This window comes from Pseudomonas sp. Z1-14 (assembly GCF_051132005.1).
GTDB lineage: Bacteria > Pseudomonadota > Gammaproteobacteria > Pseudomonadales > Pseudomonadaceae > Aquipseudomonas.
Window position 1 is genome coordinate 1,625,876 of sequence record NZ_CP071646.1, and the last position, 24,691, is coordinate 1,650,566.

Here is a 24,691-nt window from a genome sequence, read left to right on the forward strand (position 1 = left end):
TGAAACCCCCGATTAGCGACGGATTATTGGCATGGCGAAGAGTGAAGCAGCAGCTGTAAAAGACCCCGCAACCAAAGGCAAACTCAAGCTGATCATCATGATCGTGGTGGGTTTGCTCCTGGCGATGGGTGTTTCCGTGGGGGCGACCTGGTATTTCATGCACAGCGCTCAAAGCAAACCGGCAGAAGTGGTGGAAACCGCGCCGGTGGGCAAGCAGCCGGCGATTTTCGAGCCGATGGCTCCCGCATTTGTGGCCAACTACACCCAGAACGGTCGCCAGCGCTACATGCAGGTGAGCATCACCCTGCTGGGCCGCAACCAGGCTGACCTGGAAGCGCTGCGGGTGCACATGCCGCTGATTCGCAATAACCTGGTGATGCTGTTCTCCGGACAGAGTTTCGACACCCTGGCCACTCCGGTCGGCCAGGAAATGCTGCGTCAGAAAGCCACGGCCAGCGTTCAGGAAGTGGCTCAGAAAGAGCTTGGCAAAGTGGTGATCGAACAGTTGCTCTTCACTAACTTCGTATTGCAGTAGGAACACGACATGGCCGTGCAGGACTTGTTGTCCCAGGACGAAATCGACGCGCTGTTGCATGGTGTCGACGACGGCCTGGTGCAGACCGAAAACGCTGCTGAACCGGGCAGCGTCAAAAGCTACGACCTGACCAGCCAGGATCGCATCGTTCGCGGACGCATGCCGACCCTGGAAATGATCAACGAGCGTTTTGCCCGATACACCCGCATCAGCATGTTCAACATGCTGCGCCGTTCGGCCGACGTGGCCGTTGGTGGCGTGCAGGTGATGAAATTCGGCGAATATGTGCACTCGCTGTACGTGCCCACCAGTCTCAACCTGGTGAAGATCAAGCCGTTGCGCGGCACTGCACTGTTCATCCTTGACGCCAAGCTGGTGTTCAAGCTGGTGGATAACTTCTTCGGCGGTGACGGCCGTCACGCCAAGATCGAAGGCCGCGAATTCACGCCGACCGAGCTGCGCGTCGTGCGCATGGTGCTGGAGCAGGCTTTCATCGACTTGAAGGAAGCCTGGCAGGCGATCATGGAAGTCAACTTCGAGTACATCAACTCGGAAGTGAACCCGGCCATGGCCAACATCGTCGGTCCGAGCGAAGCCATTGTCGTGTCGACTTTCCACATCGAACTCGACGGTGGCGGCGGCGACCTGCACGTGACCATGCCGTACTCGATGATCGAGCCGGTGCGCGAAATGCTCGACGCCGGTTTCCAGTCGGACCTCGACGACCAGGACGAGCGCTGGATCAATGCGTTGCGCCAGGACGTGCTGGACGTCGACGTGCCGATCGGCGCGACGGTTGCCCGGCGCCAGCTGCGCCTGCGGGACATCCTGCATATGCAGCCGGGGGACATCATCCCCGTCGAGATGCCGGAAGACATGATCATGCGCGCCAATGGCGTGCCGGCCTTCAAGGTCAAGATGGGCTCTCACAAAGGCAACCTCGCGTTGCAAGTGATCGAGCCGATCGAACGCCGCTGAGTGCTGTCAATCGCTTACGTTTGTAACGGATTTCTAGTTCTTTACCGATTCTTGCCCGCCGAGGAAACATGATGGCTGACGATATGAATACCCAGGATGACCAGGCGCTGGCCGACGAATGGGCTGCGGCCCTGGAAGAAACCGGCGACGCCGGGCAGGCCGATATCGATGCGCTGCTGGCCGCCGATACCGGCAACCACGCTTCCAATCGCATGCAGATGGAAGAGTTTGGCAGCGTGCCGAAAAGCAATGAGCAAGTCACCCTCGACGGGCCGAACCTGGACGTGATTCTCGACATCCCGGTGTCGATTTCCATGGAAGTGGGCAGCACCGACATCAACATCCGCAACCTGTTGCAGCTCAACCAGGGCTCGGTGATCGAGCTGGATCGCCTGGCCGGTGAACCGCTGGACGTACTGGTCAACGGTACCCTGATCGCCCATGGCGAAGTGGTGGTGGTCAACGAGAAGTTCGGCATTCGCCTGACGGACGTGATCAGCCCGAGCGAACGCATCAAGAAGCTGCGCTGAATGAAAGGCTTTCTCGCCGCAGCCTTGATGCTGCCGTTCAGCGTGCTGGCGGCCGAGCCCGCGGCCACGGCGGCGGTTGCGCCGGCAAGTGGCGGCAGCATGGCCGGGCAATTGGCGCAGTTGGTGCTGGGCCTGCTCGTGGTGCTCGGGTTGATTTTTTTCCTCGCGTGGATGCTGCGGCGCGTGCAACAGGCGGGGCCTGCCGGCAAAGGCCAGGTCATCGACATCATCAGTTCCCGCGCGCTCGGCCCGCGGGATCGGCTGGTGCTGGTGCAAGTTGGCAACGAGCAGATCCTGCTCGGCCTGAGCCCTGGCACGATCACCGCTTTGCACGTTCTCAAGGAGCCGGTGCAGGTGCCCGCCACCGAGCAGGCCACCCCCGAATTTGCCCAGCGGCTCATGGAACTGCTGGGTAAAGATCAAAAGGATAAAAAGTAATGCCGTTGCGCATTCTGTTGGCGCTGGCCCTGTTGCTGGCTGCACCGTTGGCGTTTGCCGCCGACCCGTTGTCGATTCCGGCGATCACGTTGGGCACCAACGCCGAAGGGGCTCAGGAGTATTCGGTCAGCCTGCAGATCCTGCTGATCATGACCGCGCTGAGTTTCATCCCGGCGTTCGTCATGCTGATGACCAGTTTCACCCGGATCATCATTGTCTTTTCGATCCTGCGCCAGGCCCTGGGTTTGCAGCAGACGCCGTCGAACCAGATACTCACGGGCATGGCGTTGTTCCTGACCATGTTCATCATGGCGCCAGTCTTCGACCGGGTGAACCGTGATGCGCTGCAACCCTACCTGGCCGAAACCCTCAGCGCCCAGGACGCGGTGGCCAGGGCCCAGGTGCCGATCAAGGATTTCATGCTCGCCCAGACTCGCAGCAGCGACCTGGAGCTGTTCATGCGCCTGTCCAAGCGCACCGACATCGCCAGCCCCGACCAGGCCCCATTGACCATCCTGGTGCCAGCGTTCGTGACGTCCGAGCTGAAAACGGCGTTCCAGATCGGTTTCATGATCTTCATCCCGTTCCTGATCATTGACCTGGTGGTCGCCAGTATCCTCATGGCGATGGGTATGATGATGCTGTCGCCGCTGATCATTTCATTGCCGTTCAAGATCATGCTGTTCGTGCTGGTGGATGGCTGGGCCTTGATCATCGGTACGCTGGCGGGCAGTTTCGGCGGTGTTTAGACCAATTGCGCGGGTAGCTCGATATGACGCCTGAAGTAGCGGTAGACCTGTTCCGCGAAGCACTCTGGCTGACCACCATGATGGTTGCCATCCTGGTAATTCCGAGCCTGCTGGTGGGCTTGCTGGTGGCGATGTTCCAGGCCGCCACGCAGATCAACGAACAGACCCTGAGCTTCCTGCCGCGCCTGCTGGTGATGCTGGTGACGCTGATCGTCGCCGGCCCGTGGCTGGTGCAAACCTTCATGGAATACATCCTGCAGCTGTACGGCAGTATTCCCCAGTTGATCGGCTGACCCGATGTCGATGCTCGAACTGACGGACACCCAGATCAGCAGCTGGGTGGCGTCGTTTATCCTGCCGCTGTTTCGCGTCACCGCCGTGCTGATGAGCATGCCGGTCTTCGGCACGACCCTGGTGCCAGGCCGTGTGCGCCTGTACCTGGCCGTGGCAATCACCGTGGTCATCGCGCCCGGACTGCCGCCGATGCCGCCGGTCAATGCCCTTGACCTCAGTGCGCTGATGCTGGTGGCCGAGCAGATTCTCATTGGTGTCCTGCTGGGGTTTTCACTGCAGCTGTTCTTCCAGGCGTTCGTGGTGGCCGGGCAAATCATTTCGATCCAGATGGGCATGGCGTTCGCCTCCATGATCGACCCCACCAACGGCGTCAACACCGCGGTCATCGGGCAGTTCCTGACGATGCTGGTGACGTTGCTGTTCCTCGCCATGAACGGGCATCTGGTGGTGTTTGAAGTGCTCACCGAGAGCTTCACCACAATGCCGGTGGGCAGTGCGATGCTGGTCAATCATTTCTGGGACATCGCCGGCAAGCTCGGCTGGGTCCTGGGGGCGGCGATGCTGCTGGTATTGCCAGCCATCACCGCGCTGCTGGTGGTCAACATCGCTTTTGGCGTGATGACCCGCGCGGCGCCGCAGCTGAACATTTTTTCCATCGGCTTCCCCCTCACGCTGGTGCTGGGCATGGTGATCTTCTGGGTCAGCCTGGGGGATATTCTCAACCAGTATCAGCCATTGGCCACCCAGGCCTTGCAGCTGCTACGCGACATGGCACAGGCGCGCTGAACCATGGCTGAGAGCGAAAGCGGTCAGGACAAGACAGAAGACCCCACGGAGAAACGCACCAGGGAGTCCCGCGAGAAGGGTGAGATCGCCCGCTCCAAGGAGCTCAATACCCTGGCGATCATGCTCGCCGGCGCTGGCGGCTTACTGATCTATGGCGGCGGGCTGGCGCTGGAACTGCTGGAAATCATGCGCCTGAATTTTTCCTTGCCTCGGGAAGTATTGCTGACCCCTGGCGCCATGACGCAGTACCTGCTGCATTCGGGCAAGATCGCACTTCTGGCGATTCAGCCCGTGCTGATTTTTTTATTGTTGGCGGCATTCATCGGCCCGATTTCCCTGGGTGGATGGCTCTTCGCCGCCGGCAGCCTGGCACCCAAGTTCAGTCGGATGAACCCGGCCGCCGGCATCAAGCGCATGTTTTCCACCACGGCGCTGGTTGAGCTGCTCAAGGCTTTTGGCAAGTTCCTGCTGGTCCTGTCCGTCGCGTTGGTGGTGCTGGAGGGCGACATCGACGATCTGCTGCGCATCGCCCATCAACCGCTGGAACAGGCCATCATTCATAGCGTGCAGCTGGTGGGATGGAGCACGTTGTGGATGTCTTGCGGCCTGATCCTGATCGCTGCCATCGATGTGCCGATCCAGCTCTATCAGAGCAAGCAGAAGCTGATGATGACCAAGCAGGAAGTGCGCGACGAGCACAAGGACTCGGAGGGCAAGCCGGAGGTCAAGCAGCGGATTCGCCAATTGCAGCGCGAGGTCTCCCAGCGGCGCATGATGGCGGCGATTCCCGACGCCGACGTGGTCATTACCAACCCGACCCACTATGCGGTGGCGCTCAAATACGATCCTGAAAAAGGCAATGCGCCGGTGCTGCTGGCCAAGGGCAGTGATTTCCTGGCGTTGAAGATCCGCGAAATCGCCGTTGCCAACGAAGTGATGCTGCTCGAATCTCCGGCGCTGGCGCGCTCGATCTACTACTCCACCGAACTCGATCAGGAAATTCCCGGAGGTCTGTACCTGGCTGTGGCCCAGGTGCTGGCCTACGTCTACCAGATCCGCCAGCACCGCGCCGGCAAGGGCAAGCGTCCCGAACCGCTCAAGGACCTGCCGATCCCGCCGGATTTGCGGCGTGACTCATAATCGCTGCGGTGATAGTCCCGACCCCATCGCGAGCTTGCCGATGCGCTCGGATAATGCGGCTCGACAAAGGTCGCATCGGCGAAGAATATCTGTTTGCTCGGGGCTCAACCACGTTCTGGCCGTCCATACGCGCGTATGCGCCGAGAACGCGTAACGAGCCGCGAATGTCGCTCGGCTCGTAGCACATTTCGCTCGGTTGCCAGCAGATGTCGCTCGGCTGTTAGCCGACCTCGCTCGGCTCCGTTCAGAGCGGCCTGGCGTTGCGCACTGTTCCAATTTTGCCGCATCGAATTTGCATCGATTGCTTGGGCATAAATTTCGAGATCTACATCGTCTGTTGCTAGCTGTAGCGAATAATTCCTGCGCGTTTGCGGTAATGGCACGCTTGATCGCGCTGTTGCAAGTAGCTGGTCTATTATTTGCTGATTCCCATCATGCAGGCGTGCCATCTCATCACGAAAGCGGGGGCTGATAGTTGATGAAGGCCCACTTGGCGCGTCGAGCATCGCGGTGCTCGATTGAGCCACAGGCGCAGGTGAAGGCGCCGCAGCTCTAGCAGCTCTAGCAGCTTTAAAAGCTCTAGCGCCGCGTTTCAGGACAATCATTGCACGCAGAAGACTTCCAAACTGCACTATCGCATGTCCGGTTGGATCGCTTTGATTGACCGGGTCGCCGTGGCAATAGGCATAAGGGTTCAGACCACCCTTGCCGAAGGGGCTTAGGTTGTCCGGGCTATTGAAACGCATCAAAACCGGGTTGAACGCCCGATAACCATTCCCCAGCAAATAATGCCCGGTCACCGGGTCCGGTCGTTCTCCATTGAAGCCGAGCAGGCTCAACAAACCGCTGCCGATAGTTCGGTTGCCATAAGGCGAATACGCATGGGATTGCGATTCATTGCAGGCAATGGCCTGTAGTACCGAGCGTTGTTGGTCGGTCGCCAATAGTGTTGCCTGCCTTAGGTTGCCCTGGGTTTCAGTCAGGGCCAGCAGCTGGTCGGCGTGTTGAACTATTGATCGGTTGATCACGCCGTCGATTTCGGTGGCCAGGCGCGATTTGCAGTAGAACCGCTGGATGGGAATATGAGTCGCCACCGTGTGGTGGGTGAGACGATCCAATGGGTCATAGCGGTAAATGCAGAGGAGTGTGGCTGGCACGGTCGACGATCCGTTCGGACGAGGCTCCGCCGGATTATCGAGGTTCGGATGCAAAGGGAAAACTAGCAGAACTGTTAGGTTTGCCTGGAAAGCGACAGATGCGGGGCATCAGACACGCCGCACCCGCCGGTTTGCGACTGCTTCGCAGCCGAGCGGGAGCAAGCTCCCTCGCCACGGGTACCCTTCTTCTCAAGTGAACCGCATCACCCTGTGGGAGCGAGCCTGCTCGCGAATGCGGTGATCCAGTCGATACAGGCGCCGACTGACAAACCGCTTTCGCGAGCGGGCTCGCTCCCACAGGGTTGAAGTCGCTTCGGCCTTTCTATTTCAAGCTTTTGCAAAAGTTGGAAAGCTTCTTGCAATACCCCGTCTGCGCCCCCTCCGGGCGTCAAAAACTTGCTTCACAGGAACGGGGAATATTGGTGGATCGCTCTCAGTTATTCAGCACCGCACGCAGCAACGTAGCCGACCTCAGCCGGGGGAATCTGGGTGTGCCGCTGTTGCTGCTGGTCATGCTCGCCATGATGATGCTGCCGATACCGCCGTTCCTGCTCGACGTGTTCTTCACGTTCAACATTGCGCTGTCCATCGTGGTACTGCTGGTCTGCGTATACGCTCTGCGGCCGCTGGATTTCGCGGTGTTTCCAACCATCCTGCTGGTCGCCACGCTGATGCGCCTGGCGCTGAACGTGGCGTCCACTCGCGTGGTCATGCTCCACGGCCAGGACGGCCACGCTGCCGCCGGTAAGGTGATCCAGGCCTTCGGTGAAGTGGTGATCGGCGGTAACTACGTGGTCGGTATCGTGGTTTTCGCCATCCTGATGATCATCAACTTCGTTGTGGTGACCAAGGGTGCCGGGCGGATTTCCGAGGTGAGCGCGCGTTTCACCCTCGATGCGATGCCCGGCAAGCAGATGGCGATCGACGCCGACCTCAACGCCGGCCTGATCGATCAGAACCAGGCCAAGGCTCGTCGTCTTGACGTGGCTCAGGAGGCCGAGTTCTACGGTTCCATGGACGGTGCGAGCAAGTTCGTGCGTGGCGACGCCATTGCCGGCCTGCTGATCCTGTTCATCAACCTCATCGGCGGGATGGCCGTTGGTATCTTCCAGCATGGTATGACGTTCGGTGATGCTGGCAGGGTTTACGCCTTGCTGACCATCGGTGACGGTTTGGTGGCGCAATTGCCATCACTGTTGTTATCCACAGCTGCCGCGATCATGGTGACCCGTGCTTCGGGCTCCGAAGACATGGGCAAGCAGATCAATCGCCAGATGTTCGCTTCGCCCAAGGCCCTGGCCGTGGCGGCCGGCCTGATGGCGGTGATGGGTATCGTGCCGGGCATGCCCCACGTGTCGTTCCTGAGCATGGCTGCCCTGGCTGCTGGTGGCGCCTACCTGTTCTGGAAAAAGCAGAACGGGCAAAAGGTCCAGGCGCTGGAAGAGGTCAAGCGTCAGCAGGAACTGCTGCCATCGCCGGCGCGTGCCATGGAAACCAAGGAGTTGGGTTGGGACGATGTGACGCCGATCGACATGATCGGCCTGGAAGTCGGCTACCGCCTGATCCCACTGGTCGACCGCAACCAGGGTGGTCAACTGCTGGCCCGGATCAAGGGCGTGCGCAAGAAGCTGTCCCAGGACCTAGGCTTCCTGATGCCCACCGTGCATATCCGCGACAACCTCGATCTGGCCCCGAGCGCCTATCGCCTGACGCTCATGGGCGTGATCCTGGCCGAAGCGGAGATCTATCCCGACCGCGAGCTGGCGATCAACCCAGGACAGGTCTACGGTTCGCTCAACGGTATTACCGCCAAGGATCCGGCTTTCGGCCTGGAAGCGGTGTGGATCGAAATCAGCCAGCGGGCCCAGGCGCAATCGCTCGGTTATACCGTGGTAGACGCCAGCACCGTGGTGGCGACCCACTTGAACCAGATTTTGTACAAGCACTCCAGCGAGCTGATCGGTCACGAGGAAGTCCAGCAATTGCTGCAAGTACTGGCCAAAGGCTCGCCAAAACTGGCCGAGGAGCTGGTGCCGGGCGTGGTGTCGCTGTCGCAGTTGCTCAAGGTATTGCAGGCGCTGTTGGCCGAACAGGTCCCGGTGCGCGACATTCGCAGTATCGCCGAAGCCATCGCCAACAACGCTTCGAAGAGTCAAGATACCGCCGCGTTGGTCGCTGCGGTGCGGGTCGGCGTATCCCGCGCAATCGTCCAAAGCATTGTAGGCACTGAGTCTGAGCTGCCTGTGATCACTCTGGAGCCAAGGTTGGAACAGATATTGCTCAATAGTCTGCAGAAGGCAGGACAAGGCTCGGAAGAGGGTGTTCTGCTGGAGCCAAGCATGGCCGAGAAGCTGCAGCGTTCGTTGATCGAAGCAGCCCAGCGGCAAGAGATGCAAGGCCAACCGGTGATCCTGCTGGTGGCCGGTCCGATTCGCGCGATGCTCTCGCGGTTCGGTCGCCTCGCGGTCCCGGGGCTGCATGTGCTGGCGTACCAGGAAATACCGGACAACAAGCAAGTGACCATCGTTGCGACAGTAGGGCCCAACGGCTGAGGTAGTGGTTTATGCAAGTGAAGCGTTTTTTTGCCGCCGATATGCGTCAGGCCATGAAGCTGGTACGTGACGAGCTGGGCGCTGAAGCAGCCATCATCGGTAATCGCCGGATCGCCGGCGGTGTCGAGCTGACGGCTGCCCTGGATTACAAATTGTCGGCGCTGGCCCCACGGGTTCCGAACATGGAGCTTGAGGATGAGCTGCGCAAGACTCAGTCGCGCATCGCCAGCGCCCAGGCCGAACTGAGCCTGCGCAGCAGCGAAGGCGAAGGCAGCGCGGGGACCAATCGTCAATTGTTCGCCGGCCAGCCACTGACGGCCGGCCTGCCGCTGACCGCTGCCGAACCGCTGATCGAGCCAGCCCAGGCCGAGCCGCGTCGTCCGGCACCGGCGCCAGCCGCGCCAGCCGCGGGTGTCGACCCACGTGCCCTGGACTCGATGCGCTTTGAACTCAACAGCCTGCGTGAGCTGATGGAAGTCCAGCTTGGCTCGTTGGCCTGGAACCAGCTGCAAGGCAGCCGTCCGGCCCAGGCCAACCTGTGGCGCCGCCTGCAACGCATCGGCTTGTCCGGCCCGTTGTCCCGCGACCTGCTGGCACTGATCAACGATATCGAAGAACCTCGCCAGGCTTGGCGCATGCTGTTGGCGCACCTGGCGCGGATGATCGCCACGCCGGAAGTCGAGCCGCTGGAAGAGGGCGGGGTGATTGCCATGGTCGGCCCGGCCGGCATGGGCAAGACCACCACCCTGGCCAAGCTCGCCGCTCGTTATGTACTCAAGTACGGCGCCCAGAGCATCGCCCTGGTGAGCATGGACAGTTTCCGCATCGGCGCCCAGGAGCAACTCAAGACCCTGGGCCGGATCCTCAATGTGTCGGTGACCCATGTGGATCCGGGCCAATCGCTGGCCCAGGCGCTGGAACCACTGCTGCGCAAGCGCGTCGTGCTGATCGACACCGCCGGCCTGCAAGCCAGCGATCCGGCCCTGCGCATGCAGCTGGAAAGCCTGGCCGGGCGTGGCATCAAGTCAAAAAATTATCTCGTGTTGGCAACCACCAGCCAGAAACAGGTTCTAACCGCCGCATACCACAGCTACAAACGCTGCGGGCTGGCCGGTTGCATCCTGACCAAGCTGGACGAAACGGCAAGCCTGGGCGAGGTGTTGAGCCTGGCGATCGGTCATGAACTACCGGTGGCCTACCTGACTGACGGGCCGCGGATCCCGGATGATTTGCATCTGCCGCGCCGTCATCAACTGGTCAGTCGTGCCGTGAGTGTGCAAATGCAGGAAGAACCCAGCGACGAAGCCATGGCTGACATGTTCGCTGACATCTACCACAGCCCGACCAAGCAGGTCGGCTGAGGTAATCATGAATATTTTTTGTACCTACATCGATGGTCTGCCATGCATTGTTCCGTATGCGAACGCGCAGCCAGTAATGTGGCCTCCGTCTAAGTAAGACAAGGTAAAGAACGAACATGGGCAGCATGCATCCCGTACAGGTGATCGCGGTGACCGGCGGCAAAGGTGGCGTCGGGAAGACTAACGTGTCAGTGAACTTGTCCCTGGCTCTGGCAGAGCTTGGCCGACGGGTCATGCTGCTGGACGCCGACCTGGGCCTGGCGAACGTCGACGTGCTGCTGGGGCTCACCCCCAAGCGCACGCTGGCGGACGTGATCGAGGGCCGCTGCGAACTGCGCGACGTGCTCCTGCAGGGACCTGGCGGGATTCGCATCGTGCCGGCCGCCTCCGGTACCCAGAGCATGGTTCACCTGACCCCGGCGCAGCACGCCGGCCTGATCCAGGCTTTCAGCGACATCGGCGACAACCTCGATGTGCTGGTGATCGACACGGCCGCCGGTATCGGTGACTCGGTGGTCAGTTTTGTCCGCGCCGCCCAGGAGGTCCTGCTGGTGGTCTGCGACGAACCGACCTCCATCACCGATGCCTACGCCCTGATCAAACTGCTCAACCGCGACTATGGCATGAACCGCTTCCGCGTCCTGGCCAACATGGCCCAGAGTCCGCAGGAAGGACGCAACCTGTTCGCCAAGTTGACGAAGGTCACGGATCGCTTCCTGGACGTCGCCCTACAATATGTCGGCGCAGTGCCTTACGACGAAAGTGTACGCAAGGCTGTCCAGAAGCAACGTGCCGTCTATGAAGCTTTTCCACGTTCCAAATGCGCGCTGGCGTTCAAGGCTATCGCCCAGAAGGTCGATACCTGGCCGCTGCCGGCCAACCCTCGCGGGCATCTGGAATTTTTCGTCGAGCGTCTCGTGCAACAAACGGCAGGGCCCGTGTTATGACAGCCAGCGGTTACAACCATCTCTACAAAAAATCGGCACGGGACGCCCAGTACGAACTGATCGAGCGTTATGCGCCGTTGGTCAAGCGCATCGCCTATCACTTGCTGGCACGCTTGCCGGCCAGCGTCCAGGTCGAAGACTTGATCCAGGCGGGCATGATCGGCCTGCTCGAAGTGTCGAACAAATACGACGCGAGCAAGGGCGCCAGTTTCGAGACGTATGCCGGTATCCGGATTCGCGGAGCGATGCTCGATGAAGTCCGCAAGGGCGACTGGGCGCCGCGTTCGGTGCACCGCAATACCCGTATGGTCAGTGACGCGATCCGCGCGATTGAAGCTAAAACCGGGCGTGACGCTAAAGATCACGAGGTTGCGGCCGAACTCCAATTGAGTCTCGATGATTATTACGGGATTTTGAACGATACCTTGGGCAGCCGCCTGTTCAGTTTCGACGACCTTTTGCAGGACGGCGAGCACGAAGGGCTGCACGAGGACAATGCGAGTGCTCACATGGAGCCGTCGCGTGACCTGGAAGACGAACGTTTCCAGAGCGCGCTGGCGGATGCGATTGCCAATTTGCCGGAGCGTGAGCGACTGGTCTTGGCGCTGTACTACGACGAAGAGCTGAACCTCAAGGAAATCGGTGAGGTCCTGGGGGTCAGCGAATCGCGGGTCAGCCAGTTACACAGCCAGTGCGCGGCCCGCTTGCGGGGGCGTTTGGGGGAGTGGCGAGCGCGCTGACAGGCAGTGTGGGGACGCTGCGAGCGGGGCTGGCATGGCATGTGCCGGGCCAGTCTCCATCCGTGGGACTCCATACAGTTGTCGAGTGTTGTGCCGGATTGATTGAAATGGCGCGTCCAGGTGCTGGGCGCGTTTAAGACTGCTTGGAGGTCGAATTGGACAAGAACATGAAAATCCTCATCGTTGATGACTTCTCAACGATGCGGCGGATCATAAAAAACCTGTTGCGTGACCTCGGGTTCACCAACACGGTCGAGGCTGACGATGGCACCACTGCCATTCCAGTCCTCAACAGCGGGAGCATCGACTTTCTGGTGACTGACTGGAACATGCCCGGCATGACCGGTATCGACTTGCTGCGCCACGTGCGCGCCGATGAAAAACTCAAGCACCTGCCGGTGCTGATGGTCACCGCCGAAGCCAAGCGCGAGCAGATCATCGAAGCGGCCCAGGCCGGTGTAAACGGCTATGTGGTCAAACCCTTCACGGCCCAGGCGTTGAAAGAGAAGATCGAAAAAATCTTCGAACGCATCGGTTAACGGCGCCACGGGGGAGCTATGGACAACGAATCTTCAATGGGCGATTTCGAATCGACCCTGAAAAAACATGCCCGCGAACTGGTCGACAGCCTTGAAAAGGGCCGCTTCGGTGACGCGGTTCAAATGATTCATGAGCTCAACCAGACCCGTGACCGCGGTCTGTACCAGGAAGTCGGCAAGCTCACCCGTGAACTGCACAGCGCGATCGTCAATTTCCAGATCGATCCGAACATGCCACAGGCCGAGGAAGTCTCGCAGATCACCGACGCCACCGAGCGCCTGGGGTATGTGGTCAAGCTGACCGAAGCCGCGGCCAACCGCACCATGGACCTGGTGGAAAGCGCTACTCCGCTGGTCAACGGCCTGAGCGAGGAAGCCCAGGCGTTGAGTACCGATTGGGGGCGCTTCATGCGTCGCGAAGTCGGTGCCGAGGAGTTTCGCGAGCTGGCCCGTCGGGTCGACGGTTTCCTGACGCGCAGCAGCAGCGAAAACCGCGCCGTGGCGAGCAATCTCAATGACATCCTGCTGGCCCAGGACTACCAGGACCTGACTGGCCAGGTGATCAAGCGCGTGACCCAGTTGGTCACCGAAGTGGAAAGCAATTTGCTCAAACTGGTGCTCATGGCTAGCCAGGTCGATCGCTTTGCCGGCATCGAACACGACCGTGAGGCGATGCTTGCTGAAAAAGATCCACAAAAACATCTCTCTCAGGGTGAAGGTCCGCAGATTCATGCCGATAAAAGAGAAGACGTTGTGTCCGGTCAGGACGATGTGGACGATTTGCTGTCCAGCCTTGGATTTTGAGTTTTAGCCCTATTTTAGGAGCAGCCATTAATGAGCTTCGGCGCCGATGAAGAGATCCTTCAGGATTTCCTGGTTGAGGCCGGCGAGATTCTAGAGCAACTGTCCGAACAGCTGGTCGAGCTGGAAAGCCGACCTGATGATGCGGATCTGCTCAATGCAATTTTTCGCGGTTTCCACACTGTAAAAGGAGGCGCCGGCTTCCTCCAGCTCAATGAGCTGGTGGAGTGCTGCCACATTGCCGAAAACGTGTTCGACATCCTGCGCAAGGGTGAGCGTCGCGTTGACTCGGAATTGATGGACGTCGTGCTCGAAGCGCTGGATGCGGTCAACAGCATGTTCAGCGAAGTGCGCGAGCGTTCGCCGATCACCCCCGCCACGCCTGAGCTGCTCGCTGCGTTGGCGCGGCTGGCCGAGCCGCAGTCGGCTGACGAAGCCGCGCCGGTTGCCGAGGCTGTGGCTGAAGAGCCGGTTGCCGAGGAATCGGGTGACATTACCGATCACGAATTTGAATCGCTGCTGGACTCGCTGAGTGCCGTCAAGGCACAGGCCGAGGCTCCGGCCGCACCCGCCGCAACCGCTGCGCCAGCCGCTGCCGCCGGCGGTGATGAAATCACCGACGCCGAGTTCGAGTCGTTGCTCGACCAGCTCCACGGCAAAGGCCAGTTCGCCCCTGATGCCGTTGCCGCTCCGGCAACACCGGCCGCGCCGAAGGCCGCGGGGGATAACTCCGACATCACCGACGACGAATTCGAAGCATTGCTCGACCAGTTGCACGGCAAGGGCACCTTTGCCGTCGATGCGCTGGATTCGGCCATCGCTGCTGCGCCAGCCCCGGCCAAGCCAACCGCGGCGGCCGCCGCCGGTGGCGACCTGATCAGCGACCACGAATTCGAATCCCTGCTCGACGAATTGCACGGCAAGGGCAAGTTCAGCGAAGTCGGCACGGCCACCGCCGCGCCTGCCGCCGCCACTGCTGCGCCGGCCGCCAAGGCCGCGCCCAAGCCGGCTGCCAAGGCACCGGAGCCGAAGGCCGAGACACCCAAGCCTGCCGCCGCCGCAGCGCCGGCCCCAGCCCGTGCGCCGTCTGCGCCGCCTGCGGAGAAACCGGCCAGCGAAGCCGAGACCACCGTTCGGGTCGACACCGCGCGCCTGGACGAAATCATGAACATGGTCGGCGAACTGGTGCTGGTGCGTAACCGCCTGGTGCGCCTGGGCCTCAACAGCCAGGACGAAGCGATGTCCAAGGCCGTGTCGAACCTCGACGTGGTCACGGCTGACCTGCAGACCGCGGTCATGAAGACCCGGATGCAGCCGATCAAGAAAGTCTTCGGGCGCTTCCCGCGCCTGGTTCGTGACCTGGCTCGCCAGCTCAAGAAAGAGATCAACCTGGAACTGGTGGGTGAAGAGACCGACCTCGACAAGAACCTTGTCGAGGCCCTGGCCGACCCGCTGGTCCACTTGGTGCGCAACGCGGTCGACCACGGCATCGAGTCGCCGGAAGAGCGCGAGGCCTCGGGCAAGGTCCGCAGCGGCAAGGTGATCCTGGCCGCCGAGCAGGAGGGCGACCACATCCTGCTGTCGATCTCCGACGACGGCAAGGGCATGGACCCGCACGTACTCCGGGCGATCGCGGTGAAACGCGGCGTAATGGACAAGGACGCGGCCGATCGCCTGAGCGACACCGAGTGCTACAACCTGATTTTCGCTCCGGGCTTCTCGACCAAGACCGAGATCTCCGACGTGTCGGGTCGTGGCGTGGGCATGGACGTGGTGAAAACCAAGATTTCCCAGCTCAACGGCTCGATCAACATCTACTCGACCAAGGGCCAGGGCTCGAAAATCGTCATCAAGGTCCCGTTGACCCTGGCGATCATGCCGACCCTGATGGTGATGCTGGGCAACCAGGCCTTCGCCTTCCCGCTAGTCAACGTCAACGAGATCTTCCACCTCGATCTGTCGCGCACCAACGTGGTTGACGGCCAGGAAGTGGTCATCGTGCGGGACAAGGCGCTGCCGCTGTTCTACCTCAAGCGCTGGCTGGTCAGCTCCGCCGCCCATGTCGAGCAGGGCGAGGGCCACGTGGTGATCCTTTCTGTGGGCACCCAGCGGATCGGCTTCGTCGTCGACCAACTGGTGGGCCAGGAAGAAGTGGTCATCAAGCCGTTGGGCAAGATGCTCCAAGGCACCCCGGGCATGTCCGGCGCCACCATCACCGGCGACGGCCGCATCGCGTTGATTCTCGATGTGCCTAGCATGCTCAAGCGCTACGCCGCCCGGCGTATTTGATTCTGGAGGGGTGCGGCCTGGCGCCGCGCCTCGTCTAACGGAGTGTTTATGGTAGTTAAAGTCCTGGTGGTGGACGATTCGGGGTTCTTCCGCCGCCGCGTCTCGGAAATTCTTTCGGCGGACACCAGCATTCAGGTCGTCGGTACGGCGACCAACGGCAAAGAGGCGATCGATCAGGCGCTGGCGCTCAAGCCGGACGTGATCACCATGGACTACGAGATGCCGATGATGGACGGCATCACGGCGGTGCGGCATATCATGCAGCGCTGCCCGACCCCGGTATTGATGTTCTCGTCCCTGACCCATGAAGGCGCCCGTGTCACCCTCGATGCGCTGGACGCCGGGGCGGTCGACTTCCTGCCGAAGAATTTCGAAGACATCTCGCGCAACCCGGACAAGGTCCGCCAGTTGCTGTGCGAGAAAGTCCACAGCATTTCCCGCAGCAATCGCCGGGTCAGTGCCTACAGCCCACCGGCGCCCGCGCCGGTTGTTGCGCCGACGTCCGCGCCCGCGTCTGCATCCGCGTCAAGCAGCTTCAATCCGGCACCGGTTCGCAGTGCTCCGGCACCTGCACCGGCGCGCTCGGCACCGGCCAGCGCAGCGTCGCCGGCACCCAAGCGCAAGGCCTACAAACTGGTTGCCATCGGTACGTCCACCGGCGGTCCGGTGGCGCTGCAGCGGGTCCTGACCCAACTGCCGGCGAATTTCCCGGCGCCCATCGTGCTGATCCAGCACATGCCCGCGGCATTTACCAAGGCATTTGCCGAGCGTCTGGACAAACTCTGCCGCATCAGCGTCAAGGAAGCCGAGGACGGCGACATCCTGCGGCCGGGCCTGGCGCTGTTGGCGCCGGGTGGCAAGCAGATGATGATCGACGGCCGTGGCGCGGTGAAAATCCTGCCAGGTGACGAGCGTCTCAACTACAAGCCTTGCGTGGACATTACCTTCGGTTCCGCGGCGAAATCCTACGGCGACAAAGTTCTGGCGGTGGTCCTCACCGGCATGGGCGCCGACGGTCGCGAGGGCGCGCGCCTGCTCAAGCAGGGCGGCAGCGCGATCTGGGCCCAGGACGAGGCCAGTTGCGTGATCTATGGCATGCCCATGGCAATCGTCAAGGCCGACCTGGCCGACGCGGTCTACAGCCTGGACGACATGGGTAAACATCTGGTCGAGGCGTGCCTGTAATGGACGTGCTCAGCCTGATCGGCATCATCATGGCGTTCGTCGCCATCATTGGTGGCAATTACCTGGAAGGCGGTCACCTCGGCGCGTTGGCCAACGGCCCGGCCGCGTTGATCGTCATCGGTGGCACCGTAGGCGCTGCGCTGTTGCAGTCGCCGATGAGCGCCTTCAAGCGCGCCATGCAGGTATTGGTGTGGATTCTGTTCCCGCCGCGGGTCGACCTGGCCGGCGGCATCGACCGCGTGGTGAACTGGAGCCTGACCGCCCGCAAGGAAGGTCTGCTGGGTCTGGAAGGGGTGGCCGACGCCGAACCCGACAGCTACTCGCGCAAGGGTCTGCAGTTGCTGGTCGACGGCGCCGAGCCGGAAGCGATCCGCAGCATCCTGGAGGTGGATTTCTACACCCAGGAAAGTCGCGACATCGAAGCGGCGAAAGTCTTCGAAAGCATGGGCGGCTATGCGCCGACCATCGGCATCATCGGTGCGGTGATGGGCCTGATCCATGTGATGGGCAACCTGGCCGACCCGTCGCAGCTGGGCAGCGGCATTGCCGTGGCCTTCGTCGCTACCATCTATGGTGTGGCGAGCGCCAACCTGGTGCTGCTGCCGATCGCGGCCAAGCTCAAGTCCATCGCCATGCGCCAGTCGCGCTACCGCGAAATGCTGCTGGAAGGGATCCTGTCGATCGCCGAAGGTGAAAACCCGCGCTCCATCGAATTGAAGCTCCAGGGCTTCATGGACTGATGGGAGACATGGAACATGGCACGTCGCAGACATCGTGAAGAACACGTCAACCATGAACGCTGGCTGGTTTCCTACGCCGACTTCATCACGTTGCTGTTCGCTTTTTTTGTGGTCATGTATTCGATCTCCTCGGTCAACGAGGGCAAGTACAAGGTCATTTCCGAAGCGTTGATTGGCGTTTTCACTGATTCGGACCGTGCTCTCAAGCCGATTCCCATCGGCGACGAACGCCCGAAGACGACGACCCCGGCCAAGCCGTTGGTCAAGGACAGCGAGCAGGTTGATGCTGGCATTGCCGGTGGCAGCGATCCGTTGAAAAGCATTGCCGACGACATCAGCGCGGCGTTCGGCGACCTGATCAGCTCCAACCAGATGACCGTGCGCGGCAATGAGTTGTGGGTCGAGATCGAGCTCAACTCCAGCCTGCTGTTCGGTAGCGGCGACGCGATGCCTAGCGACATGGCGTTCAATATCATCGATAAGGTCGCGGCGATCCTGAAACCGTTCGACAACCCGATCCACGTCGAAGGTTTCACCGATGACCAGCCGATCCGCACCGCGCAGTACCCGACCAACTGGGAGCTGTCGTCGGCACGTTCGGCGAGCATCGTGCGCATGCTTGCCATGCAGGGCGTCAATCCCGGACGCCTGGCCTCGGTGGGGTATGGCGAGTTCCAGCCGGTGGCCAACAACGCCACCGCCGAAGGGCGCGCGCGCAACCGGCGGGTAGTGCTCGTGGTGTCGCGCAACCTTGATGTCCGGCGCAGCCTGACCGGTACCGGCACCGCCAATGCAAAACCCGATGCGGCATTGAAGCGGGCTGGCACACAAACTGCACCGACCCCGGTCAAGTCGCCGGAAAGACAGAACGCCGTCAATTCTCCGTCACCGGCTTTATAACCGAGCTATTTCTCGGTCGAACCCGTTTCGACCGGGAGGAACGATCCGAATGAGAGTCTGGGCAGTCGCCAATCAAAAAGGTGGTGTGGGCAAAACCACATCCTCCATCGCTTTAGCCGGTTTGCTGGCCGAGGCGGGCAAGCGCGTGGTCATCGTCGATCTGGACCCCCACGGCTCGATGACCAGCTATTTCGGCTACGATCCCGATAGCCTGGAGCACAGCAACTACGACTTGTTCCTGCACAAGGGCAGCGTGCCCGAGGGCCTGCCGGGCCAGTTGTTGCTGTCTACCAGTGACGAGCGGATTTCCCTGTTGCCATCGAGCACGGCCCTGGCCACCCTGGAGCGCCAGTCGCCCGGGCAGGGCGGCCTGGGCCTGGTGATCGCCAAGAGTCTGGCGCAGCTGTGGCAGGATTTCGATTACGCAATCATCGACAGCCCACCATTGCTCGGGCTATTGATGGTCAACGCCCTGGCCGCGAGCCAGCAACTGGTGATACCAGTGCAGACCGAACACCTGGCTGTCAAAGGCCTGGAGCGCATGGTCAACACCCTGGCGATGGTCAACCGCTCGCGCAAGCAATCCCTGGCGTTCAACATCGTGCCGACCCTGTTTGACCGTCGCACCCAGGCGTCCCTCGGTACCCTGCGCGTGCTGCGCGATATGTACCCCGAGGACATCTGGCAAGGTTATATCCCGGTCGATACGCGTCTGCGAGACGCCAGCCGCGCCGGCGTGACCCCTTCGCAATTCGATGGAAAAAGCCGTGGCATCCTGGCCTATCGCGCGCTTCTCAAGCATTTGCTGGCCCAGCAGCTCGTTCCGCAGCAGGTGGCTTGAAGTGACGAAGTTTTCCACAGCCGTTGTGCTTGCTTGCGGGCGCTCAAGTCCTGACGTATCCATGCCGATAACCTTTTCAAGTGGCGCACAGTTCTCATGAACCGCCCGATCAAGACAACCTCGCGTCCGCAACTGGCCTTGCAGTCCTACCTGGACGGGCTCTTGCAGGAAGCGACCGAAGAATTGCCAGCGCCGCCGAGCGCGGCCGAGGCGTTGCCCGAGCCCGTCGTCGAAGCCGAAGCTGAAGCTGTACTGGACGAGTTCCAGGCGGCCGTGCTCGAAGAGCAGGCCCGTGATGCACGGATTTCCATGACTGCCGCAGCGGTCGAGGCGCCGCTCGTCAAGCCGAAGGTGGCCGTGATGGAAGCGCCCACGCCGATCCTGGCGCCGGTCTCGACCGTTGCACCGTTGTTGCAGGGCCTGGTGACGCCGGTAGTCGAAATCCACTTGCCGCCGCCGAGCAACACACCGCCGCCGGTGCAGGGCGACGACCGTCCGGCCTGGGCCGCCGAGCCGTTCGAGTGTCTGTTGTTCGATGTGGCCGGGTTGACCCTGGCGGTGCCGCTGGTGTGCCTGGGATCGATTTATTCCCTGGCGGGGCAGGAATTGACGCCGTTGTTCGGCCAACCGGAATGGTTCCTCGGAATCCTGCCGAGCCAGGCCGGCAACCTGAAGGTGCTGGACACCGCGCGCTGGGTCATGCCGGACCGTTATCGCGATGATTTTCGCCAGGGCCTGCAATACGTGATTTCAGTGCAAGGCTACGAGTGGGGATTGGCGGTGCATCAGGTCAGCCGTTCGCTGCGCCTGGACCCGAACGAAATCAAATGGCGCAGCCATCGAGGACAACGGCCATGGCTGGCCGGTACGGTGATCGAACACATGTGCGCCTTGCTGGACGTTTCCGAACTGGCGGAGCTGATCGCCAGCGGCGGGGCAAAACACCTGGGCGGCAGCAAGCCGGTCCAGAAACCGAAATAAGACAACCGGGGGCGCAGGGCGCCGCCGGACAGAACACACACCGCCACAGGCGGTTTTTCGAGGGGTCAGGGTATGAATGATAAGGCGTCGTCTCAAAAGGGTTCTGAAGATCCGATTCTGCAATGGGTGACCTTCAAGCTCGATAACGAAACCTACGGCATCAACGTGATGCGCGTTCAGGAAGTGCTGCGCTACACCGAAATCGCCCCGGTTCCAGGTGCGCCAAGCTATGTGCTGGGGATCATCAACCTGCGTGGCAACGTGGTCACCGTGATCGATACCCGTCAACGCTTCGGCCTGATGAACGCCGAGATCAGCGACAACACCCGGATCGTCATCATCGAAGCCGACAAGCAAGTGGTTGGCATCATGGTCGACAGCGTCGCCGAAGTGGTTTACCTGCGTCAGTCGGAAATCGAAACCGCGCCGAACGTCGGTAACGAAGAGTCCGCCAAGTTCATTCAGGGCGTGTGCAACAAGAACAACGAGTTGCTGATCCTGGTTGAACTGGACAAGATGATGAGCGAAGAAGAGTGGTCGGAACTGGAGAGTATCTGATTTGATTCTTGAGGTAGCAGTCATTGTCCTGTTCCTTTTCTGGGCAGGCACGCTGGCAATGTTCGTGTCCTATATACGCGGCCAGCGGCAGATCGCCGCTCAGCAGGCCCAGGGCGATGCGCTGCGCGATCAGCGCATCCGCGACCTGGCCAAGCGCGTCGACGACTATCAGAACGGCACCGTGCGCATGGGCGAAGCGCTCCATGAGCTGCGTGCCGTGGTCGGGCCATTGCCGGACAAACTGGCGCAGCTGGAACAGCGCGACCCCTCCAGCCTGTCCTTCGCCCAGGCCGCCCGCCTGGTCGGCATGGGCGCCAGCGTCGACGAACTGACCCAGGCGTGTGGTCTGACCCAGGCCGAAGCGGAATTGATGAGCAAGTTGCACAAGGGCGGCTGAAGCTATTTCTCCCCCTGAACCCTGTGGGAGCGAGCCTGCTCGCGAAAGCGGCGTGACAGTCAATGGAGATGCTGACTGACCCGACGCCTTCGCGAGCAAGCTCGCTCCCACAGGTTTTTCTGGCGTTCAGAAATAGTCATTCCTACCCAGACCCCGTGGCGAGGGAGCTTGCTCCCGCTGGGTCGCGCAGCGGCCCCAGGCTTTTTGCGGCCGCTGCGCGACCGAGCGGGAGCAAGCTCCCTCGCCACGGGGGTAGCGTCGTGGCTGGTCAGTAACCGTTCCCGTGTTCCGTGACTTCTGTGTGGGAGCGAGCCTGCTCGCGAAAGCGGCGTGACAGTCAATAAAAATGCTGACTGACCGGACGCCTTCGCGAGCAAGCTCGCTCCCACAGGTTTTTCTGATGTTCAGAAATAGTCATTTCAACCCAGACCCCGTGGCGAGGGAGCTTGCTCCCGCTGGGTCGCGCAGCGGCCCCAGGCTTTTGCGGCCGCTGCGCAGCCGAGCGGGAGCAAGCTCCCTCGCCACGGGGGTAGCGTCGTTGCTGGTCAGTAACCATTCCCGTGTTCCGTGACGTCTGTGTGGGAGCGAGCCTGCTCGCGAAAGCGGCGTGACAGTCAATAAAGATGCTGACTGACCCGACGCCTTCGCGAGCAAGCTCGCTCCCACAGGTTTTTCTGGCGTTCAGAAATAGTCATTCCTACCCCCGTGGCTGGTCAGTAACCATTCCCGTGTTCCGTGATTTCTGTGTGGGAGCGAGCCTGCTCGCGAAAGCGGCGTGACAGTCAATAAAGATGTTGACTGACCCGACGCCTTCGCGAGCAAGCTCGCTCCCACAGGTTTTTCTGATGTTCAGAAATAGTCATTCCTACCCCCGTGGCTGGTCAGTAACCATTCCCGTGTTCCGTGATTTCTGTGTGGGAGCGAGCCTGCTCGCTAAAGCGGCGTGACAGTCAATAAAGATGCTGACTGACCCGACGCCTTCGCGAGCAGGCTCGCTCCCACAGGTTTTTCTGGCGTTTAGAAATAGTCATTCCTACCCAGACCCCGTGGCGAGGGAGCTTGCTCCCGCTGGGTCGCGCAGCGGCCCCAGGCTTTTGCGGCCGCTGCGCAGCCGAGCGGGAGCAAGCTCCCTCGCCACGGGGGTAGCGTCGTTGCTGGTCAGTAATCATCCCCGCGGTCCGTCACGTCCTTTTCGACATCCGGCGCGTGGGGGTCGAAGCCTTGGGGGAATTTGCCCTTCAGGTTCCAGGCAAAGGCAATGATCTCGGCGATCGTGCGGTACAGCTCCTCGGGGATGCTATCGCCCAACTCCAGCCGCGCCAGCAATTTCACCAATTCGGCGTTTTCATAGATCGGCACTTCGCTTTCCCGGGCGATGCGCAGGATTTCCTCGGCCAGGGCTTCGTCGCCCTTGGCGGTGAGGGTGGGGGCGTGGTGGCCGTCGTACTTGAGTGCGATGGCCTGGCGGGGTTCGGTATGGGTTGTCATGCGGTTTCGTCCACCCAGCGTTGATCCAGTCGGGTCTTGGGCCCCTGGGGCGGGGTGCCGAGGTGGCAATCCAGGTCGCCGACGTTCAGCCCGCAGGTCACCAGGCGCTCGCGCAGGGCGGTCAGGTTGCTTTCGATCAGGCTTGCCGTGTACGGCCTTTGCGCCCACAACTGGCTGGACAGGCTGCCGCCGAGCAACTGGGCCTGAATCTGCAACGGGCCCAGCGGCTCCATGTCGAACGCCAACTCGACCCTCCACAATTGCTGTTTCGCTTCGCGTGGTTCGCGGCGCTCGTCCGGCTGCTCCCGGGCAGGGGTTTCCTCGCGTTGGAACTTGACCTGCAATGGCACGATGTCCTGCAGGTTGCGCATCGGGATCTCCAACTGCCAGGTGCTCATCAGCCGGCCATCGTCGGTCAGTCCGGTCTGCTCCAGGCTCGATAACTGGTGGCTTTGCAGGCGCGAGACAGCGGCTGCGGCCAGACGCAACAGGTGCTCCAGATCGCCTTCTTCGTCCTGGCCTTTGAGCAGGCGTGAGGGCAGCGGAAAACTCGTGGGTTGCGGCTTGGCGCTGACCTGGCCAAGCATCCCCAAGGCACTGCGCACGAAGCTGGGCAGCGCCTGAGCCAGGGTGTTGGCGGCGATGATGGCGCTGAGATTGGTGGAAGCGGGCAGGGCCGGTGTCAGTTGGGCGATCAGTTTCAGCAGGTCGCCTTTCATGTCCGGGGCGAGGCTCGGCGGCTGCCCGGCGAGGAGTTTGCTCTCCAGGAACATGCCGCTGGCGACCATGGCCTGGGCCAGGCCCTTGGGTGTGCTCAGCTGCTGGATGTCCGGCAGACCGGCCAAAAGGCGCGTTACTGCCGCGCGCAGCTCGGGGCCGGCGTCGTCGCTGGCGGGAAGGTTTTGCAGGGCAGTCAGCAAGCTGTCCAGCGAACCCTGGCGGCTCACCTGCGTAACCAGTTGCTGGCTGACCGCCAATTGCTCCTGGCGGGTGCTCAGGGGGACGAACTTCAAGGTCTGCGCATCCTGCACCTGAGCGCTCAACAACGTGCCGATGCGCAGGGGCTGGGGGCTGTCGATGTCCAGGGTGCTGCCGGCCTGGACGGTGTTGAGCAAACTCACCAGCGAGCGATATACCGCCGCTTGCCCTGGCAATTGCGGCAGCGCCTGGCTGGTCAGGACTTTACCCTGCAACAAGGTGCCCACGGGTAATTGCGCAGTGTCGATGCGGGTCAGGGCGGCGACACTGGATGCGAGCGCCTGTTGCACGGTGATCGCCAGGTTGCTGGCGGACGGCTGGGTCACGGCCAGGCTGGTACCTTGCGGCAACGGCTGGGTGCTGGTGGCCTGTACCGTGGCCTGCCGGCCGCTCTCCAGGGTCAGCTTGAGCAACAGCTGGAAGGCCTGGTCCGCCTGCTTGAGTGACAATACCTCGGCCTTGGCTGTCTGGCCCGGGCCGATCAGCCCCTCGGCCGGCGCCAGCAACTTGAGCAGCTCGCCAGTCACTGCCGGCATGCGTGTCGTTGCCGTGGGCTGGGGCAGCGGCGGGATGTTCATGTCGCCTGTCATCTGCGGTCTTACCTTGGGGAAATCAGCGCTCTTTGGAGCGAGGCTTCACATGTATAATGCCGCCCGCCTTCCAGAGAGCGGCGAAAATCTTGCAATTGTTTGACGCAGCTCTGTGGAACGGGCCGTCAATGCATCTATGCTGCATCACTTTAACGGCCGCTGCACTGCCGACTTGAACCGTATAAGGCCCGCGATCC

General features: G+C 61.5%; 25 protein-coding genes. 22 read left to right on the forward strand and 3 right to left on the reverse strand.

Translation table 11 applies throughout. The features are described from left to right. The first annotated feature begins 31 nt into the window (after window positions 1–31). The 8 genes from fliL to flhB all read left to right on the forward strand — a co-directional run bounded on the left by fliL (window position 32) and on the right by flhB (window position 5,450). Window positions 32–535: a flagellar basal body-associated protein FliL gene (fliL, locus tag J3P89_RS07595; protein WP_434572638.1), complete on the forward strand. Its 504-nt coding sequence runs from the start codon at window positions 32–34 to the stop codon at window positions 533–535. Window positions 536–544: 9 nt separating this feature from the next. After that, on the forward strand, window positions 545–1,513 hold the full coding sequence (gene fliM / locus J3P89_RS07600; protein WP_053120288.1) for a flagellar motor switch protein FliM: 969 nt from the start codon (window positions 545–547) through the stop codon (window positions 1,511–1,513). Between the two features lie 71 nt (window positions 1,514–1,584). Then, window positions 1,585–2,043: a flagellar motor switch protein FliN gene (gene fliN, locus J3P89_RS07605; RefSeq protein ID WP_305499620.1), complete on the forward strand. Its 459-nt coding sequence runs from the start codon at window positions 1,585–1,587 to the stop codon at window positions 2,041–2,043. Next, entirely contained in the window at window positions 2,044–2,481 is a 438-nt protein-coding gene (gene fliO, locus J3P89_RS07610; RefSeq protein WP_305499621.1) for a flagellar biosynthetic protein FliO, read from the forward strand. It abuts the gene before it with no gap. Continuing rightward, complete coding sequence (gene fliP / locus J3P89_RS07615) at window positions 2,481–3,230, forward strand: flagellar type III secretion system pore protein FliP (RefSeq protein WP_434572641.1); 750 nt, start codon at window positions 2,481–2,483, stop codon at window positions 3,228–3,230. The genes fliO and fliP overlap by 1 nt, the downstream gene beginning before the upstream one ends. 23 nt (window positions 3,231–3,253) lie before the next feature. Then, on the forward strand, window positions 3,254–3,523 hold the full coding sequence (gene fliQ, locus J3P89_RS07620) for a flagellar biosynthesis protein FliQ (protein WP_003184009.1): 270 nt from the start codon (window positions 3,254–3,256) through the stop codon (window positions 3,521–3,523). A 10-nt stretch (window positions 3,524–3,533) separates the two neighbouring features. Continuing rightward, entirely contained in the window at window positions 3,534–4,310 is a 777-nt protein-coding gene (gene fliR, locus J3P89_RS07625) for a flagellar biosynthetic protein FliR (RefSeq protein ID WP_370871115.1), read from the forward strand. Window positions 4,311–4,313: 3 nt separating this feature from the next. Further along, window positions 4,314–5,450 carry a flagellar biosynthesis protein FlhB gene (gene flhB, locus J3P89_RS07630; RefSeq protein WP_434697176.1) on the forward strand — a complete coding sequence of 379 codons (1,137 nt, stop codon included), beginning with the start codon at window positions 4,314–4,316 and terminating at the stop codon, window positions 5,448–5,450. 104 nt (window positions 5,451–5,554) lie between these two features. Here the strand turns inward: flhB and J3P89_RS07635 are convergent, their stop codons facing one another. Further along, on the reverse strand, window positions 5,555–6,607 hold the full coding sequence (locus J3P89_RS07635) for an RHS repeat-associated core domain-containing protein (protein WP_434697177.1): 1,053 nt from the start codon (window positions 6,605–6,607) through the stop codon (window positions 5,555–5,557). Between the two features lie 422 nt (window positions 6,608–7,029). Here J3P89_RS07635 and flhA point away from each other — a divergent pair, with 422 nt between their 5' ends. From flhA to J3P89_RS07705, 14 genes are all read left to right on the forward strand, one after another. Beyond that, window positions 7,030–9,159 (forward strand): flagellar biosynthesis protein FlhA, encoded by a 2,130-nt coding sequence (flhA, locus tag J3P89_RS07640; RefSeq protein ID WP_434572646.1) that lies wholly within the window; start codon window positions 7,030–7,032, stop codon window positions 9,157–9,159. An 11-nt stretch (window positions 9,160–9,170) separates the two neighbouring features. Next, window positions 9,171–10,520 carry a flagellar biosynthesis protein FlhF gene (gene flhF, locus J3P89_RS07645; RefSeq protein ID WP_434629250.1) on the forward strand — a complete coding sequence of 450 codons (1,350 nt, stop codon included), beginning with the start codon at window positions 9,171–9,173 and terminating at the stop codon, window positions 10,518–10,520. 116 nt (window positions 10,521–10,636) lie between these two features. Beyond that, window positions 10,637–11,467 (forward strand): flagellar synthesis regulator FleN, encoded by an 831-nt coding sequence (gene fleN, locus J3P89_RS07650; RefSeq protein ID WP_003184001.1) that lies wholly within the window; start codon window positions 10,637–10,639, stop codon window positions 11,465–11,467. Beyond that, on the forward strand, window positions 11,464–12,207 hold the full coding sequence (gene fliA, locus J3P89_RS07655; RefSeq protein WP_014337177.1) for an RNA polymerase sigma factor FliA: 744 nt from the start codon (window positions 11,464–11,466) through the stop codon (window positions 12,205–12,207). Before fleN ends, fliA begins: the two co-directional genes overlap by 4 nt. A 167-nt stretch (window positions 12,208–12,374) precedes the next feature. After that, window positions 12,375–12,746 (forward strand): chemotaxis response regulator CheY, encoded by a 372-nt coding sequence (locus J3P89_RS07660; protein WP_003183998.1) that lies wholly within the window; start codon window positions 12,375–12,377, stop codon window positions 12,744–12,746. An 18-nt stretch (window positions 12,747–12,764) separates the two neighbouring features. Continuing rightward, on the forward strand, window positions 12,765–13,550 hold the full coding sequence (locus J3P89_RS07665; RefSeq protein ID WP_434629252.1) for a protein phosphatase CheZ: 786 nt from the start codon (window positions 12,765–12,767) through the stop codon (window positions 13,548–13,550). A 30-nt stretch (window positions 13,551–13,580) separates the two neighbouring features. Then, window positions 13,581–15,836, forward strand: a complete 2,256-nt coding sequence (locus tag J3P89_RS07670) for a chemotaxis protein CheA (RefSeq protein WP_434697178.1) — start codon at window positions 13,581–13,583, stop codon at window positions 15,834–15,836. Between the two features lie 48 nt (window positions 15,837–15,884). After that, a complete protein-coding gene (locus tag J3P89_RS07675; RefSeq protein ID WP_434697179.1) occupies window positions 15,885–17,021 on the forward strand; it encodes a protein-glutamate methylesterase/protein-glutamine glutaminase in 1,137 nt (378 codons plus the stop codon). Further along, entirely contained in the window at window positions 17,021–17,761 is a 741-nt protein-coding gene (locus J3P89_RS07680; protein ID WP_434572657.1) for a flagellar motor protein, read from the forward strand. Before J3P89_RS07675 ends, J3P89_RS07680 begins: the two co-directional genes overlap by 1 nt. A 15-nt stretch (window positions 17,762–17,776) precedes the next feature. Continuing rightward, entirely contained in the window at window positions 17,777–18,661 is an 885-nt protein-coding gene (gene motD / locus J3P89_RS07685) for a flagellar motor protein MotD (protein WP_434572659.1), read from the forward strand. 49 nt (window positions 18,662–18,710) lie between these two features. Continuing rightward, on the forward strand, window positions 18,711–19,502 hold the full coding sequence (locus tag J3P89_RS07690; protein WP_434629259.1) for a ParA family protein: 792 nt from the start codon (window positions 18,711–18,713) through the stop codon (window positions 19,500–19,502). Between the two features lie 96 nt (window positions 19,503–19,598). Then, window positions 19,599–20,483, forward strand: a complete 885-nt coding sequence (locus J3P89_RS07695; RefSeq protein WP_434697180.1) for a CheW domain-containing protein — start codon at window positions 19,599–19,601, stop codon at window positions 20,481–20,483. A gap of 72 nt (window positions 20,484–20,555) precedes the next feature. Beyond that, a complete protein-coding gene (locus J3P89_RS07700; protein ID WP_003199144.1) occupies window positions 20,556–21,041 on the forward strand; it encodes a chemotaxis protein CheW in 486 nt (161 codons plus the stop codon). 1 nt (window position 21,042) lies between these two features. Further along, a complete protein-coding gene (locus J3P89_RS07705) occupies window positions 21,043–21,438 on the forward strand; it encodes a DUF2802 domain-containing protein (protein WP_434601459.1) in 396 nt (131 codons plus the stop codon). Between the two features lie 1,158 nt (window positions 21,439–22,596). Here J3P89_RS07705 and J3P89_RS07710 read toward each other — a convergent pair. Together J3P89_RS07710 and J3P89_RS07715 are read right to left on the reverse strand one after the other, a co-directional pair. Next, entirely contained in the window at window positions 22,597–22,926 is a 330-nt protein-coding gene (locus J3P89_RS07710) for an EscU/YscU/HrcU family type III secretion system export apparatus switch protein (RefSeq protein ID WP_434629261.1), read from the reverse strand. Next, the gene (locus J3P89_RS07715) at window positions 22,923–24,494 is read right to left on the reverse strand and encodes a flagellar hook-length control protein FliK (RefSeq protein WP_434697181.1); all 1,572 of its coding nucleotides are present in this window, start codon (window positions 24,492–24,494) and stop codon (window positions 22,923–22,925) included. Before J3P89_RS07715 ends, J3P89_RS07710 begins: the two co-directional genes overlap by 4 nt. Window positions 24,495–24,691: the final 197 nt, after the last annotated feature.